Raw genomic sequence first — 16,304 nt, 5'->3', positions numbered from 1 at the left:
CCGATCACCGCAGACTGGTGCACCAGGCCATCACGCTCGAGGAGAGTTCGGGGGACAACGTCAATCGTCGACGTCGATCCAGTCGAGGGTGCGGTCGACGGCCTTGTGCCAGCGGGCGAGGCCCTCGGCGCGCTGGTCGTCGTCCCACTCCGGCTCCCACCGGCGGTCCTCCTGCCAGTGGGAGCGCAGCTCGTCGGTGTCGTCCCAGAACCCGACGGCCAGCCCGGCGGCGTAGGCGGCACCCAGGGCGGTGGTCTCGGTCACGACCGGGCGGCTGACGTCGACCCCGAGCACGTCCGCCTGGATCTGCATGCACAGGTCGTTGGCGGTGACGCCACCGTCGACCTTGAGCACCTGCAGGTCGAGGTCGGCGTCGTCGACCATCGCGTCCACGACGTCGCGTGACTGCCAGCAGATCGACTCCAGCGTCGCCCGGGCGAGGTGGGCCCTGGTGTTGAACCGCGACATGCCGACCACCGCACCACGGGCGTCGGAGCGCCAGTGCGGGGCGAACAGGCCGGAGAACGCCGGGACGAACACCATGCCGCCGCTGTCGTCGACCTGGCGGGCCAGGGTCTCGACCTCGGCCGCGTCGTCGATGATGCCCAGCTGGTCGCGCAGCCACTGCACCGCCGAGCCGGTCACGGCGATCGATCCCTCCAGGGCGTAGACCGGGTCCTGGTCGGCGAACTGGTAGCACACGGTGGTCAGCAGGCCGTGCTCGGACCGGATCGGCTCGGCGCCGGTGTTGAGCAGCATGAAGTTGCCGGTGCCGTAGGTGTTCTTGGCCTCGCCGGGCGCGAAGCACACCTGTCCGACCATCGCGGCGTGCTGGTCGCCCAGGTCACCGGTCAGCGGCACCGACCCCCCGAACGGCCCGCTGGCCAGGGTCTCGCCGTACCCGTCCGGGTCCGACGACGGACGGATCTCGGGCAGCATCGACGCCGGGAGGTCGAACAGGCCGCGCAGTTCGTCGTCCCAGTCCAGCGTGTCGAGGTCCATCAGCATGGTCCGCGACGCGTTGGTCGAGTCGGTGACGTGGGCGCCGCCGTGGATGCCGCCGGTGAGGTTCCACAGCAGCCAGGTGTCGATCGTGCCCATGATCGCGTCACCGGCCTCGGCGGCGTCACGGACACCGTCGACGTTGTCGAGGATCCACTGGGCCTTCCCGGCCGCGAAGTAGGTGGCGGGTGGCAGGCCGGAGCGTTGGCGCAGCAGGTCCCCGTGGCCGTCTCGCTCGAGGCGGGACGCGATCTGGTCCGTCCGCGTGTCCTGCCAGACGATGGCGTTGTGGTACGGGCGCCCGGTCCGGCGGTTCCACACCACCGTCGTCTCGCGCTGGTTGGTGATCCCGACCGCGGCGAGGTCCTCCGCGCCCAGGCCGGCCCGGGACAGGGCACCCCGGATCGCCGTCGAGGTGCGCTCCCAGATCTCGACCGGGTCGTGCTCGACCCACCCGGCCCGCGGCAGCACCTGCTCGTGCTCGAGCTGGTGGCGCGCGACCTCGTTGCCCCCGTGGTCGAACACCATGAACCGCGAGCTGGTCGTGCCCTGGTCGACCGCGCCGACGTAGTCACCCATGCCGTGTCGTCCTGTCGTCCGTGCCGTGTTGGGACCGAGCGCCACCGTAGGCGGCCCCCGGCCGGGCGACCCCTCCGAGCGGGTGCAGGACCGAGCGGAACCCGCACCGAAGTGCACCCGCTCGACGGATCGACGCATGGGAGTTCGTCAGCGGGTGCAGGACCGAGCGGAACCCGCACCGGAATGCACCCGCTCGACGGATTGGTGCACGGCAGGTCGCCAGCGGGTGCAGGACCGAGCGGAACCCGCACCGGATTGCACCCGCTCGAGGCCGACCCCCGGGGGGCGTCGTGCCGGCGGACGGGTGGGAGGCGTAGACTGCGCGGTCCGGCCCCGCGAGGGCCGTTCCTCGTGTCCCAGCCATCGCGGAAGAGCCAGCATGACCACGCCCGGACCCTCGACGAAGTCCGTCCACCTCACCGAGGAGGTCGACCCCACGACCCGCAGCGTGGTCCCGCCGATCGTGGCCAACTCGGCCTTCGCCTACCCCGACGTTGCCTCGTGGCGGGCGGTCGCGCTGGGCGAGGCCGAGGGCCACATCTACGCCCGCAACTCCAACCCGACGACCGACCACTTCGAGGCCAAGGTCGCGGCGCTGGAGGAGGCCGAGGCCGGCACCAGCTTCGGGACCGGCATGGCCGCGATCTTCACCACCCTGCAGGCACTGCTGCGTCCGGGCGACCGGGTCGTCACCGTCAAGGACACCTACGGGGGCACCTACCTGCTGTTCACCGAGATCCTGCCGGCGTGGGGCGTGGAGTGCGACGTCCTCGACACCGACGACCACGAGGCGATCGAGGAACAGGTCCGGGCGGGCTGCGACCTGCTCTACCTCGAGTCGCCGACGAACCCGACCTGCAAGGTGCTCGACCTGCAGCGGCTCGCCGGCGCGGCCGCCGAGGTCGGTGCCGTGACCGTGGTCGACAACACGTTCGCCACGCCGATCAACACCCGCCCGGTGACGCTGGGCGCCGACGTGGTGCTGCACTCGGCCTCGAAGTTCCTGGGTGGCCACGGCGACGTGCTGGGTGGCGTGGCCGTCGGCTCGAAGGCCCTGGTCGAGCGCATCTACGGACTGCGCGAGATCATCGGGACCGGCATGGACCCGCAGGTGGCCGCCCTGATGCTGCGCAGCCTCAAGACCCTCGGACTGCGGGTCGAGCGCCAGAACGAGACCGCGCTGGCCGTCGCCCAGCACCTCGCCACCCACCCCAAGGTGACGGCGGTCAACTACCCGGGCCTGCCGACCCACCCCCACCACGACGTCGCCACGCGGCAGATGGACGGCTTCGGCGGGATGCTCAGCTTCGCGGTCGAGGGTGGGTTCCCCGCCGTGGAGACCGTGCTGGGCAACCTGCGCTACGCCTACCTCGCCGCCAACCTCGGCCAGGTCGAGACGATCGCCGGCCCCCCGGCCACGACCAGCCACGTCGAGCTGACCGACGACGAACGTGCGATCGCGGGGATCCCCGAGGGGCTGGTGCGCTACTCGGTCGGCATCGAGGACGCCGCCGACCTGCTGGCCGACCTGGACCAGGCCCTGGCCGCGGTCTGACCTCCGACCGTCATCCCGCGAAGCGGAACGGCTGGCGGCCGACGACGCCGGGCTCGCACACGAACAGCGACCCGGCGTGCGGCTGGGCCCGTCGCTCGTCCTGGTCGAGCTCCTCGGAGGTCGTGGAGATCCACAACTGGTCGAGGTCGTCGCCCGCGAAGCAGCAGCTGGTCGGCTTGGAGACCGGCAGCTCGACGATCCGGTCGACCCGGCCGTCGGACAGGTACCGGCGGACCTCGCCCCCCGCGTAGTGCGCCACCCAGGTCCCGCCCTCGGCATCGGTCGTGATGCCGTCGGGCACGCCGGGTCCGTCGTGCAGGCGCAGGTGGGGTCGCCGGCCCAGCACGCCACCGGTGGCCACCTCCACGTCCACCAGGTCGACCGACGTCGAGGCCGAGTCCGCCAGCAGCAGCGTCGCGCCGTCGTCGGACCACGACATGCCGTTGGGAACCGTCATCCCGGCCAGCACCTGCTCGGACGTGCGGTCGGGATCGAGCCGGTGGACCCGGCCACGACCCGGGGTCGCCTCCTTGGCCATGGCCCCGGCCCAGAACCGGCCGGACGGGTCGCACTCCCCGTCGTTGAAGCGCATCGTCGGGTCACCGACGACCTCGGCGACCAGGGGGAGGTCGATCGTGCCGTCCCGGACCAGGTCGTCGTGGTCCAGCAGCCCGAAGCCTCGCTCCCCGGCGACCGCCAGGCCACCGGCCTCACGCAGGGCGACTGCGCCGACCATCTGGTCCAGCACCAGGGATCGGTCCCGGCCGGTCGCGAGGTCGAGGGTGTGGACGACCCCACCGGTCACGTCGACCCAGTGCAGCCAGCCGTTCCGGGCGTCCCAGATCGGGCCCTCACCATGGACGGGATCGGCGGACAGGCCGACTTCGGGGACGATCTGCTGCACCTGCCACCTCCCGGGACGACCCGAACGATCGGACGGACGATCGTAGGAGGCGGGTGCCCGTGGCGAACACCGGACGTCGGCCCGTGCCCATCGCTCAGGCCCGCGCGGTCACGATCCACGTCTCGTTGGCGAAGACGAGGCCGAGATCGTCCTGGTGGGAGGCGAGGCGGGACTCCAGGTCGTCGACCAGGGCGGTGCGACGGCCCTCGTCGAGGCGCGCCAACTCGACCGCGAGCGGGGAACTGGCGGCCTCGTGGTGGACGAAGTCGGACACCGAGGGGAACCGCTCCTCGTCCACGGCGATGCGCACCGTGACCTGCTCGAGGCCCGCAGCCAGCGCGGTCTCGCGCAGGGCCTCGCCGTCGCCCCCGCCGAAGGGTGACGCGATCATCCGCCCTGCCTCCGCACCGGCGTGGCGCTCGAGCGCCGACCGGAACACCTCGTACACGGGGTTGGCTGCCAGGCCACGCAGCACGCTGAAGGCCACGCGCCCGCCCGGCACCGCGACCCGGCGCATCTCCGCGACGGCCGCGACAGGATCGGGCAGGAACTGGAGGGCCTGCTGACAGGTCACGACGTCCACCTGGTCGTCGCCGACCGGCAGGGACTCGGCGATTCCGGCCAGGTAGGTGATGCCGTCGTCCAGTGCCCGAGCCGTGGCCAGCATGGACTCGTTGACGTCCACGCCCACGACCCGACCACTGTCCCCGACGACGCGGCCTGCAGCGCGGGCGACCACGCCGGTCCCGCAGGCGACGTCGAGCACGCGGTCGCCCGGGGCAACCTCCGCGACCTCGACCAGGCGACGGGCGAGCCGGTCGAAGATGGCCGGCACGAGGTGGTGCTGGTAGGCGCGGGCAGCGTCGTCGTCGAGCTGCCAGCCGGCAGTCGATGCTGCCGGGTCGGCTCGAGCGGCGGCACGGGGATCCTGGGCGTGTCCGGGGTCGTCCGGGGCCTGGACGGTGGTCGCGTCGGTCATGGGGTCCTCGCGGATCGGCACCTGTCGTGTCGGCGGGGCGCGGCCCCGACGTGGTGGTTCCATCATGCAGTTGGAGGGGACGGCGATGCATCCGTGGAACCACGGGGATCGGCCCCGCGACCCGGACCGCACATGCTCCCACCCGTGTGATCCGGGATGGACCGACACGGGGCACGTGGCATGATGGGGCCATGCGTCCGACACCCGCAGCCGACGACGATCCGGTGCCCGCACGGGACCAGTTGGTCGCACGGGGTCGCGCGGCCCTGCAGGCGGCCGACTGGGTGGCGGCCGAACGGGCCTTCGCCGAGGCGCGGCAGCGACGGCCGGGGCCGGACGCGCTCGAGGGCCTCGGCAAGGCCCGCTACTGGCAGGGCCACCATGCCGAGGCGCTCGACCTGCTCGCCACCTCGCATCGCGAGCACCGCGAGGCCGGGAACGCCCGCGCGGCGGCCGGGGTGGCCATCCACCTCGCGCAACTGCACGCGCTGGTCAACGGCGACGGGGCGGCGATGCAGGCCTGGGTCGGCCACGCACACCGCATGCTCGACCGGCACGGCGCCCCCTGCCGGGAGACCGGCTGGGTGGAGGTCTTCCGGGCCTGCATCAGCGCGGATCCGGCCGTCCGCCACCGACGAGCGACGCGGGCCGTCGAGCTGGGCCGCCGCTTCGACGATCCTGCGTTGGAGTTCGACGCACTCGCCTACCTCGGCCAGGCCGAGGTCGAGCAGGGCCGGGTGGAACGAGGCATGGCGCTGCTGGACGAGGCCGTGGCAGCCGCGACGGCGGGACTGGTGGACGACCCGTGGGCGGTCGGTGAGATCTGGTGCACGCTGTTCCATGCCTGCGAGTTGGTCGGCGAGGTCCATCGGGCCGAGCAGTGGCTGGACACGGTCGACGGCTACGTCACGACCACGGGTGAGCGACCGATCCGTGGCATCTGCCGGACCCACTGGGGTGGCGTGCTGACGTCGGCTGGACGTTGGGAGGAGGCGGCACTGGCCTTCGAGGAGGCCCGCGACGTCTTCTCACGCTCCTACCGGCCCAGCTTCGTCGAGCCGACGGCCCGACTGGCCGACCTGCGGATCCGACAGGGCAGGTTGGAGCAGGCCGCGCGACTGATGGCCGGCTTCGAAGACCATCCTGCCATGGCCCTGCCCCGCGGCCGATTGGCACTGTCCCGAGGGCGCCCAGCAGTCGCGCGCGACGTGGTGGTCCGCGCCGTGCCCGAGACCGCCACCCTGGCCGACACCGGACTGGTCGAACTCGCGATCGTCGCCCAGCTCGCCAGTGGTCATGGGGAGGAGGCCCGTGGGCTCCACGACCGTCTCGAGCGACTCGCGGCGACGACCGGCCACCCGGCGGTGCTGGGTCGGTCGTCACTGGCTGCGGCCCGGATCGCCGTGGCCAGCGGTGACGACCCTTCGCCGAGTTTCGGGGCCGCACTGTCAGCCCTGGCCACGGCCGGACTTCCATGGGAGCTGGGCGTGGCCCGGTTGGAGTACGCCACGTGGCTCACGCCGGGGGAGCCCGAACTGGCCCGCGAGCACGCTCGCCACGCACTGGACGGCCTCGCGCGACTGGGTGCCGCCGACGCCGACCGTGCCGGCCGGTTGCTGCGCAGCCTGGGGGAGTCCGGGCGACCCCAGCCGCGCACCGACGACGTCCTGACGGCCCGGCAGCAGGAGGTGCTGACCCTTGTGTCGGAGGGCCTGTCCAACGCACAGGTGGCCGATCGACTGCACCTGAGCCCGCGGACGGTCGAGGACCACGTCGGAAACATCCTCCAGGCGCTGGGAGTGGACTCCCGGACTGCGGCGGCGGCGTGGGCTGCCCGCCACGTCGACCCGGACTGACCGAGCACGCACGCGCATCGTCTCGCCCGGCGGGGACCCGCTTCCCGGTGTCTTCCGACCCCGGGATCAGTGGAGCGCGGCCTCCCGCCGCTCGATGCGGGCGTCTCGACGGCGGTGGCGGAACGCCGTCAGGAGCATCACCAGGGCCACGAGGCCCACCACCACGGCGGCCGCGACCATCGTCCAACCGACCTGGCCGGCCAGCCGCAGCCGCACCTGGCCCTCGGCGGCGACGGCGACGTCCGCGCTGCCGTCGGCGTTGGCGACCACCAGTTCCCAGGTGCCGAACCGCGTGTCCCAGATGATGGCGGTGGGGCTGGTGCCGCTGGCCGACACCTCCCAGAAGTCCTGGTCGCCCGGCGGCGCGGGCGACCTCGCCCCCTCGACGACCTCGACCTCGGTCCGGCCGTCACCGTCGACCCCGAGGACCGTCGTGTACCCGCTGTCCGCCAGCCAGCGATCGACGTCCTCGGACTGGGCGACACCGACGAACACCGGCTCGTCGGGCGAGCTGGGCGTGATCGTGACGCGCTGGCGGACCGCCCCGCCGTCGGGGAACCACGGACCCGGGTTGGCGCCCAGCGAGAGGCGCTCGGTGCGGACCGCACTGCCGTCAGTGGACAGGCTGACCGGGGGGCCCTCGAACCAGCCGTCCTCGGAGCCGAGCGAGCCGACCAGCAGGACCGCCACCCCGGCGATCATGAGGCCGACGGCGACGATGCCCACGATCGTGCCGACCACGACCAGGAAGGTGTCGTCGGACCGTCGCATCGCGGCGCCTCTCTCGGTGGCGTCATGCTAGAGGGTGCGGGACCGGACCAGTCGGCACAGGTGCCGAGGTGGCCCCTTCCACCGGGTCCTTCGGGCCGTCAGGACAGGACGTCCTTGCGACGGAACCACCAGAAGGCCAGGGCGAGGAAGACGACGACCCACGGCACCTGCAACAGGACACCTCGTGCGAGCTCGTCGGTCCGGGCCGGCGTGTCGAGCAGGGCGACCCAGGCCGTGGACTCGTGCACCGGCAGCCACCGACGGATGTCGCCCAGCGCGGTGATCGCGTCGAGGATCTGGACCACGATGACGATCACGATCGTGCTGGCGACGGCACCGACCGGGGCGTCGGTGACGGTGGACAGCCACAGCGCCAGGGCGGCGACCCAGGCCGTCGACCAGGCGACGTAGGCCGTGATCGCGACCAGCCGCGGCACGGCGGTGCCGACCGGCAGGGTCCCGAACGGGGTCTGCACCGCCCCCCAGCCCCACGCGATGGTGCCGGCCACCGCCCCGACGAGCGGCACGATGGCGACGGCCACGAGCCCGAGCAGCACGGCCACGGCGAGCTTGCGCCCCAGCAGCCTCGACCGACCCACCGGGCGGGCCAACAGGTAGCGCAGGCTGCCCCAGCCGGCGTCGGACGACACGCTGTCGCCGGCGAACAGGGCGACGACGACCGGCAGCAGGAACCCGCTCATGGCGGCGACCGCCACCAGCGCGAAGTTCAGCCCCGACGCCGTGGCCAGCGAGAACAGCCCGGTCGGGTCCCCGTTGCCGTTGCCGTCCCCGTCGCCACCGCCGTTGAGCACCAGGATGACCACGATGATCACGGGCACCAGGGCCGTGCCCAGCCAGGCGAACTGGGTCCGACGGCGGGCGAGCTGGCGCCACAACTCGGTCCTCATCGTCCGGCCTCCACCAGTTGCAGGAAGGCGTCCTCGAGCCGGCGCCGTGGCGTGACCGACTGCAGCCCGACGCCGGCCGCCACCAGGGCGGCGACGACCTCCTCGGACGGACGGCCGTCGAGGTCGGCCACCAGGCCCGACCCCTGGCGCTGCACCCTCGGTCGGCCCAGCAGGTCGACCAGGACCGCCTCCGCGCCCGCCTCGTCGACCGCGCGCACCTCGACACTGCGGGTCGCGCCGGCCAGTTCGGCGACCGGGCCGGCCGCCACGACCCGGCCGGACACCAGGACGGCCGCGTGGGTGCAGACCTGCTCGACCTCGGCCAGCAGGTGGCTCGAGACCAGCACGGTCCGCCCCTCCGTGGCCAGCCCGGACAACAGGTCACGCATGCCGCGGATCTGGCCGGGATCGAGGCCGTCCGTGGGCTCGTCCAGGACCAGCAGCGGTGGGTCGCCCAGCATCGCCTGGGCGATGGCGAGCCGCTGGCGCATCCCGTGCGAGTACTCCCCCACCGGGCGATCCACGGCGTCGCCGAGGGCCGCGACCTCCAGCGCCCGGTCGAGGTGTGCCTCGGCGAGCGGCCGACTCCCGGCCCGCCACCAGTCCAGGAGGTTGTCCCGGCCCGAGCGGTAGGGGGCGAACCCCGGACCCTCGACCAGCGCCCCGACGTGGCGCAGCACGGGATGGCCGAACGACACCCGGTGCCCGAGCAGGCGCACCTCGCCGGCGGTGGGCGCAACCAGGCCGAGCAGCATCCGCAGGGTGGTGGTCTTGCCCGCACCGTTCGGACCGAGCAGGCCGAACACCTGGCCCGTCCCGACCTCGAGGTCGATCCCGTCGACGGCGACGAACCCGCTGGCGTAGGTCTTGCGCAGGCCCGACACGACCACGGCGGGTTGGCCCGGATCGACCGCGACCTCGTGGGTGGTCCGGCGGCGACGTGCGACCAGCACCAGCACGGTCCCCAGCACCACCAGGCCAGCCACCGCGGCCAGGGCCAGCGCCAACGCCGTGCCGTCGGGGACCGGTCCGGCCACGGTGGGCACGGCCAGGGTCGCGCCCGCACCGACGGTCGCCGTGGTGACGGCCGTCGCGCGGGGGTTGGCGTAGGCCTGGTCGGTGGCGGCCAGGACCAGCCGAACGCGGTGGCCAGCGGCGAACGTGTGGTCCAGCGTCGGCAGGGCGATCGTGGCACTGGCAGGGAGGTCGCCCAGCCGGACCGGCGCGACCGCCTGCTGGGGCAGGGTCACCGAGCCGTCGGGTGCCACGTCCAGCAACTTGGCGAAGAGCACGACCTCGTCGCCCGACGTGTCCAGGTCCAACGCCAGGGTGGGCGCGCCGAGCACCTCCAGGTCGGTTGTCAGCGGCTCGGTCTGGAAGGCGACGTGCTGGCCCGGCAGGTCGGTCGGCGGCAACAGTTCGCCCAGGGCACCGCCACCCGGGAGGCTGGTCAGGGCCGCCGGCACGCCACCGGGCGGGGTGATCCACGAGCGCTCGCCGGACTGGGCGTCCCCGGTCGTGACGAGCCGACCGTCGGCGGACGCGGCCAGCGTGTCGGTGACGGCGACCGGCACCAGCTCGTCGGCCGTGCGGTCGGCCCCGGGGCTGCGCGCCACGGACGCGAAGACGGGTCCGGTGTCGACCGGCTGGTCGTCCAGCCACCGGTCGAGCCAGTCGCCGACCAGGGTCCGCACCCGGGCGGTGTTGCCCTCGGCAGAGCCGAGGTCGTGGCCACCCGGCAGCCAGCGCAGGGCGACCGGGGTGCCTGTGGCGGCGATGCCGGTGGCGTTGGCGACCGACTCCGACAGGGGGAACAGCGTGTCGCCCCGGGCGTGCACCACCAGGGTCGGTGCGGTGACGTCGGCGAGGCGGTCGACGAGGTCGGCCCGTCGCAACAGGTCCTCGGCCTCGTCGGTGAGCCGCCCGGCCTCGGCACTGGCCGCGTAGGCGGCGCACAGCCGGGGATCGAACGGCCCGCACGCGCCCGCGACGGCGTCGAGCGGCCCACCGGGACCGGCGGCGGCGTCCGGGGGGGCCGTGGCGGCCGGACCCAGCAGGCCTCCCAGGCCACCCGGCGTCGAGCCCGTGGCGAACAGCAGGCTCACCCACTGCTGCTTGAGCACGCCGGTGGTCGTGCCGGCCGCGTTGGGCGACAGCGAGTCCGCCAGCGAGTGCCACGCGCTGATCGGCACGAGCGCGTCGATGCGGTCGTCGGCTGCTCCCGCGAGGAGCGTCGCGCCACCGCCGTAGCTGGCGCCGGTCATGCCCACGCGCGGGTCGCCGGGCCCGTCGGCGACGACCTCCGGCCGTTCCGCGAGCCAGTCCACCAGGACCGACACGTCGGCGATCTCGGCGTCGGGGTCGTTCAGCCCGATGCGGCCACCCGAGCCCCCGAACCCACGCGCCGACCAGGCGAGGACGACGTGCCCGCGGGCCGCCAGCGCCCGGGCGTCGTCCGCGACGCTGTCCCGGGACCCGCCGAACCCGTGGGCGACCAGCACCGCCGAGGCCGGGGACTCGGGACCGACGCCGTCGGGGATCCACAGGGTCGCGTCGAGCGTGACGTCGTCGGCCACCGGGATGCGCACGGACGTGGCGACGGGATCGGGCGGACCGGACAGGAGCACGACGGCAAGGACGACTGCCGCCACCACCCCGACGGCGAGCCCGATCGACACGCGCAGGGACGGGATGGCCATTGCCGCAGCCTATCCCCCGGGACCGGCACCTCCGCGAGCCCGCCCCACCCCGACGCGGGTCACGTTCGGGGTCCCCCGCGTCCGGGCGAACGGACCACCCGAGGCGCCCTATCGTCTGCCGTCGACCCGACCACTCCGCACGGGAGACCGAACTCGTGTCCGCTGGCAACCGCGACGACGTCACGATGGAGGACCCCGAGGTCACGGCCCGGGCGGCCGGACTGCGCCACGTCGACGACGACGAGCCCGGGATCACCCGGGTCCGGCGTGGCACCGGGTTCGCCTACCGCGGTCCCGACGGCGAGTGGCTGACCGACGACGCCACGAAGACCCGGATGGCCGAGCTGGTCGTGCCCCCGGCCTGGACCGACGTGTGGATCTGCACCGATCCGGACGGACACGTCCAGGCGACCGGACGTGACGACGCCGGTCGCAAGCAGCACCTCTACCACCCGGCCTGGCGGGTGGCCCGCAACGAGGCGAAGTACGCCCGCCTGGCCGCCTTCCCCGAGGCACTCGCGCTGGTCCGTGACGCGGTCGACAGCGGGTTGCGCCAGCGCAGCGACCCACGCCTGCGGGTGCTGGCACTGGTCGTCGCCCTGCTGGACGAGACCCTGGTGCGGATCGGCAACCCGGAGTCCGTGACCGAGCACGAGTCGTTCGGGCTCACCACGTTGCGCACGGACCACGTCGAGGCGACCACGGCCAGCGTCAGCTTCGACTTCGTCGGCAAGGGCGGGGCCCGCCACGAGCTCTCCGTCGCCGATCGGCGGCTCGCCCGGGCCGTGTCTGCCTGCGCCGAGCGGTCCGACGAGCGCCTGTTCACCTGGGAGGACGACCGCGGCACCCGCCACGTGGACTCCGCCGACGTCAACGGCTGGCTGGAGTCGGTCACCGACCAGCCCTGGAGCGCCCGGGACTTCCGGGTGTGGGGTGGCACCGTGGCCGCCGGCCGTGCCCTGGCCGACCTGGAGGTGGCGCCCGACGACGACCTGGACCGGCTGGTGCTGGTCGGGTTCGACGCGGCCGCGGACCGCCTCAACAACACGCGCGACGTCGCCCGGGAGAGCTACGTGCACCCGGCCGTGCCACGGGCGTTCCACGCGGGCGAGCTGCCCGAGCGCTTCGCGCGGGCCCGCGCCCGGACGTGGCTGGATCGTGACGAGTCCGCCATCGCCCGCCTCCTGGCCGACGACGCCTGAAGGTTGCCCCGACGACGGAGGGCCGACCCGTCGGGGTCGGCCCTCCACCATCGTCCGGCGCGCGCCGGTCGCGGTCGTCCCTACGACACCGGGATGATGCGATCGCGGTCGCCCGGCGCGACGGGGTCGGCGTACTCCGCCGCCGTGATCGTGCCGAGCTGCTCGAGGTAGTCCGCCAGCGACTGCTGGTACGACACGCCCACGCGGGTGAAGTCGTAGGACTCGAGCATGTCGTAGCCGTCCTGGCCCTGGGCCAGGAAGTCGATCGTGGCGATGGTGATCGGCTCGGAGCTGACCACGACGCCGTCGTCGACCACGACCGTGCCGTCGTCGAGGACGATGTCCACGACCCGCGACCCGGCCGGCTCGGCCACGTCGTAGGTGATGGTCAGCCCGCCCCACTGGCCGAACGAGCCGGCGGCGCTCGGCAGGCCGGACAGGCCGTGCTCGACCGCGGCGAGCAGGTCGGCGGGTGCGACGTCCGGGATCACCGCGACGAAGTTGGTGAACGGCGCGATGTCGAACGTGTCGAGCAGGCTGATCTCGCCCGGCCCGATGATCGAGTCGTTGCGGATCCCGCCACCGTTCTGCAGCGCGACCTGCGGCTCGGGCACGCCGTACTCGGCGGCGAGCGCGGTCCCGGTGGCCAGGAAGCCGTCGGTCATCAGGTTGCCGACGTTGGTCTCGCGCGACCGCACGTCGTTGCGGATCCCGTTCAGCCCGACCTCGCTGGTCGCGATGATGGTGTCGGCCAGCTCGGCGAGGTAGGCGCTCACGGGCTCCTCGACCTGCTCGACCAGGTACGGGTCCTGCGGGAGGTCGGAGGTGACGGGCTCGAGTGCACCGCCGTAGCCGATGACGTGGCCGGCCTTGTCGAACTCGAGCACGAGACGCCCGACGTCGAAGTAGTCACCGGGCACGGTCACGACCGGCACGGTGGTCCCGTCGGCGTCCACGGCCGTCAGCGGATAGTTGCCGGCGATGTCCTCGCCACCGCCGCCGCCGATGACGGCGTCCACGTCGTTCAGCTCGGTCACGAGCGCGAGCTCGTTGTCGATGTCCTGGAGATGGCTGGACAGCAGGATCTTGTCGATGCCCATCGCGGTCAGGCGATCGACCTCGTCCTGCACGGCGCCTGCGACGTCCTCGTCGACCTCGACGTCACCGGGACTGGTGACCTCGTCGAGCTCCGGGGTGGTCGCCCCGACGATGCCGATGCGCTCGCCACGCTCCTTGACGACGATGCTGGGCCGGATCCGACCCTCGTCGACCAGCGCCTGCAACGAGGGCTCGTCGGAGAAGTCGAGGTTGGCGCTCAGGAAGACGTCGCCACCCGAGAAGCTGTTGATGAAGTCGGCCAGGACCTCGGGTCCGAAGTCGAACTCGTGGTTGCCGATGGTGAACGCGTCGTAGCCGATGTGGTCCAGGGCGATCGCGTCGTAGAACGGGACGCCCTTGTCGAGGCTCGCCTGCCACTCGGGGCTGGCCAGGAAGTTGTCCCCGGCCGTGATGGCGATCACGCCGGTCTTGCCACGGGCCTTGGTCGGGCCGGCCAACGCGTCGTCGCGAAGGTCGTCGAGCAGCCACCCGAACCGGCTGATCGTCCCTGCCCCGGGATCGGTGTCCTCGGAACTGGCGAGCAAGTCGGACTCGCCGTCGTTGTTGTGCAGGACGGTCAGCGTGAAGTCGACCCCCTTCGGCCCGGCCTCGGTCGGCGGCGCGGTGGCCACCAGTGCCAGGACCAGTGCGGCCAGGGCCAGCACGATCCCTGATCGCATGGTCGTCTTCGACCCAGTCTGGATGTGTTGCATTGCGCGTTCCTCCCCATCGACCCGCGAACCCGGGTCATCGACTCGGAGCCCACCCCCATTGGCGGGTCCGGACGGGTCACGCTACTGCCCCCGGTCGGTCGGGCCCCGTCCGAGCGGCCCCGACGGACCGGGTTGGCCCCGAGGTGCGCGATGGGCGGACGACACGGGTCTCGCCATCCCGCTCCCCGGCCGATCGGCGGGTGGGCGAACGGGGGGGACGTGGCCCCATGGATGCTTCGTACGGTGGAAGGTCCACCGATCGAGAGGCACATCGTGAGCAGCACCCCGAGCACCGACCTTTCCGGGACGGTCGTCGCGTTCGCCGTCGCCAACGAGGGCATCGAGCAGGTCGAGCTGACCTCGCCGTGGCAGGCCGTCGAGGACGCCGGCGGCACGCCACGCCTGATCGCTCCGGAGTCCGGCACGGTCCAGGCCTTCGAGCACCTCGACAAGGCCGACACGTTCGACGTCGACGTCACCTTCGCCGACGCCGACCCCGACGACTACGACGCGCTGGTCCTGCCGGGCGGTGTCGCCAACCCGGACAACCTGCGGATGCACGACGACGCGGTTGCCTTCATCGGCGCGTTCGTCCGGCAGGACCGGCCGGTGGCCGCGATCTGCCATGCGCCGTGGACGCTGGTGGAGGCCGGCGTGGTCGACGGTCGACGGATGACGTCGTGGCCGAGCCTGCGCACCGACCTGTCCAACGCCGGGGCGGACTGGGTGGACGAGGAGGTCGTCGTGGACGGGCGCCTCGTGACCAGCCGCAACCCCGACGACCTCCCCGCGTTCAACCGCGAGCTGGTGAAGATGCTGGCCGCCGCCGGCAGCTGACCCGGACACCACGGTCGGGCGTCGGAACCGGGCGGGTCACCGCAGGACCGCCAGCCGCGCCCGGCCGTCGTCGGACCGCGTCAGCACGGCGACCAGCGACGGGCTGGACGCCACGCGCTCGGCCGGCGCCACGACCGGCGCGATCCAGCGGGGACGCAGCTCCGGCACGGTGAGCAGGCCGAGCGCGTGCTGACCACCGTCACCACCCAGGGAGTCGGCCGGTCCGGCCACGAGCAGGCCCGCCGTCGTCAGCTGACCGCCCAGCGGCCGGTCGTCGAACGCGTCCAGGACGACGCGGTCCGACCCGGGGAGCGATCCCACGACCCGCCCGTCCGAGGCCTCGACCACCAGCCTGGCCGACCGCCCGTCCACCCGGCGGCCGTCCGGGTCGCCGTGCACCCGCCAGGACCGGTCACCCAGCGCAGCCACCACGTCCAGCAGGGGCCGACCCGCCTCGTCACACGTCCGTGCGTCCGTCGTCCCGGACCCCACGTCGGGACCGTCCTCCTCCAACGTGACGCAGGACTCCCCGACGATCACCACCGCACCCGACCGGTCCCAGCCGATCCGTCGCGCCCCATTGGCCGGCCACGACCAGGTCTCCGCGCCGTCGGCGAGGGCGAGGCCGCGCACGGTCGACGGGACGTCGAAGGCCGACGCGACGTCGATGACCCCCCGACCACCTCGGCCGTCCGACAGCACGACCAGTGACCGGCCCGGCACGCGTCGTTGCCAGCGTGGGCTCCCGTCGCGGCCATCGAGCGCGGTCAGCAGCACGCCAGCCGCGAGCCCCTGGCGCAGCGGGGCGAGCTCGACCAGCACCACCGTGTCGCCGACGACGACCAGGTCGCTGACCGGGCGGTCCACGGGCCGCGTCCAGCGCTCGACGACCTGGGCCTGCGGCACTCCCGGCAGTGGTGCGGCCACGTCCGGCGCGACCAGGCCGGCGCCACGTCGCGACACGACCAGGACCGTGGCCCCGGCGGCCACCACGACCACGAGCGCGACGACCAGGGTTCGGGTGCGCCAACGACCCGAGGGCTCCGGACCGGGGCCGCCGGGATGCCGCGGACGATGCCCGTCGCCGCCGACGACCATCTCCGGGGCGACCGCCGAGTCCTCGTCCGGACGGCGCACCGGTCCGGTGGAGGACGCAGGACGCGGCGCAGTGATCGTGCAGCCTTCCGCTCGACGTGTCGGG

Annotated in this window: 12 protein-coding genes; 4 read left to right on the top strand and 8 right to left on the bottom strand. The window is 73.3% G+C overall.

Features of this window, described 5'->3' with window-relative positions; all coding sequences use genetic code 11:
- Window positions 1-60: 60 nt before the first annotated feature.
- Window positions 61-1,581, bottom strand: coding sequence for a glycerol kinase GlpK (gene glpK, locus KR546_RS03330; RefSeq protein WP_238443282.1), 1,521 nt, complete (start codon window positions 1,579-1,581; stop codon window positions 61-63).
- A gap of 379 nt (window positions 1,582-1,960) precedes the next feature.
- Here glpK and KR546_RS03325 point away from each other — a divergent pair, with 379 nt between their 5' ends.
- Complete coding sequence (locus KR546_RS03325) at window positions 1,961-3,136, top strand: aminotransferase class I/II-fold pyridoxal phosphate-dependent enzyme (RefSeq protein ID WP_238443281.1); 1,176 nt, start codon at window positions 1,961-1,963, stop codon at window positions 3,134-3,136.
- 10 nt (window positions 3,137-3,146) lie between these two features.
- Here the strand turns inward: KR546_RS03325 and KR546_RS03320 are convergent, their stop codons facing one another.
- Both KR546_RS03320 and KR546_RS03315 read right to left on the bottom strand, forming a co-directional pair.
- Window positions 3,147-4,040, bottom strand: coding sequence for an SMP-30/gluconolactonase/LRE family protein (locus KR546_RS03320; protein ID WP_238443280.1), 894 nt, complete (start codon window positions 4,038-4,040; stop codon window positions 3,147-3,149).
- Between the two features lie 94 nt (window positions 4,041-4,134).
- On the bottom strand, window positions 4,135-5,019 hold the full coding sequence (locus KR546_RS03315) for a methyltransferase domain-containing protein (RefSeq protein ID WP_238443279.1): 885 nt from the start codon (window positions 5,017-5,019) through the stop codon (window positions 4,135-4,137).
- Between the two features lie 191 nt (window positions 5,020-5,210).
- Here KR546_RS03315 and KR546_RS03310 point away from each other — a divergent pair, with 191 nt between their 5' ends.
- The gene (locus KR546_RS03310) at window positions 5,211-6,875 is read left to right on the top strand and encodes a LuxR C-terminal-related transcriptional regulator (RefSeq protein WP_238443278.1); all 1,665 of its coding nucleotides are present in this window, start codon (window positions 5,211-5,213) and stop codon (window positions 6,873-6,875) included.
- Window positions 6,876-6,941: 66 nt separating this feature from the next.
- On the opposite strand, the gene KR546_RS03305 is transcribed toward KR546_RS03310, so the two are convergent.
- From KR546_RS03305 to KR546_RS03295, 3 genes are all read right to left on the bottom strand, one after another.
- Entirely contained in the window at window positions 6,942-7,646 is a 705-nt protein-coding gene (locus KR546_RS03305; RefSeq protein WP_238443277.1) for a hypothetical protein, read from the bottom strand.
- Between the two features lie 98 nt (window positions 7,647-7,744).
- Window positions 7,745-8,554: an ABC transporter permease gene (locus tag KR546_RS03300; protein WP_238443276.1), complete on the bottom strand. Its 810-nt coding sequence runs from the start codon at window positions 8,552-8,554 to the stop codon at window positions 7,745-7,747.
- Window positions 8,551-11,253 carry an alpha/beta fold hydrolase gene (locus KR546_RS03295; protein ID WP_238443275.1) on the bottom strand — a complete coding sequence of 901 codons (2,703 nt, stop codon included), beginning with the start codon at window positions 11,251-11,253 and terminating at the stop codon, window positions 8,551-8,553. Before KR546_RS03295 ends, KR546_RS03300 begins: the two co-directional genes overlap by 4 nt.
- A 155-nt stretch (window positions 11,254-11,408) precedes the next feature.
- Between KR546_RS03295 and KR546_RS03290 the strand changes: the two genes are divergently transcribed.
- Window positions 11,409-12,455, top strand: a complete 1,047-nt coding sequence (locus tag KR546_RS03290) for a DNA topoisomerase IB (protein ID WP_238443274.1) — start codon at window positions 11,409-11,411, stop codon at window positions 12,453-12,455.
- An 80-nt stretch (window positions 12,456-12,535) separates the two neighbouring features.
- Here the strand turns inward: KR546_RS03290 and KR546_RS03285 are convergent, their stop codons facing one another.
- Complete coding sequence (locus tag KR546_RS03285; protein ID WP_238443273.1) at window positions 12,536-14,233, bottom strand: bifunctional metallophosphatase/5'-nucleotidase; 1,698 nt, start codon at window positions 14,231-14,233, stop codon at window positions 12,536-12,538.
- A 306-nt stretch (window positions 14,234-14,539) separates the two neighbouring features.
- Between KR546_RS03285 and KR546_RS03280 the strand changes: the two genes are divergently transcribed.
- Complete coding sequence (locus KR546_RS03280) at window positions 14,540-15,103, top strand: type 1 glutamine amidotransferase domain-containing protein (RefSeq protein ID WP_238443272.1); 564 nt, start codon at window positions 14,540-14,542, stop codon at window positions 15,101-15,103.
- Window positions 15,104-15,139: 36 nt separating this feature from the next.
- Here the strand turns inward: KR546_RS03280 and KR546_RS03275 are convergent, their stop codons facing one another.
- The gene (locus KR546_RS03275) at window positions 15,140-16,240 is read right to left on the bottom strand and encodes a hypothetical protein (RefSeq protein WP_238443271.1); all 1,101 of its coding nucleotides are present in this window, start codon (window positions 16,238-16,240) and stop codon (window positions 15,140-15,142) included.
- Window positions 16,241-16,304: the final 64 nt, after the last annotated feature.

The sequence above is a fragment of the Salsipaludibacter albus genome (assembly GCF_019798055.1).
In the GTDB taxonomy this organism is placed as follows: domain Bacteria; phylum Actinomycetota; class Nitriliruptoria; order Nitriliruptorales; family Nitriliruptoraceae; genus Salsipaludibacter; species Salsipaludibacter albus.
Note: the sequence above shows the minus strand (reverse complement) of the source record. Positions and strands in the feature narration are given on the sequence as shown.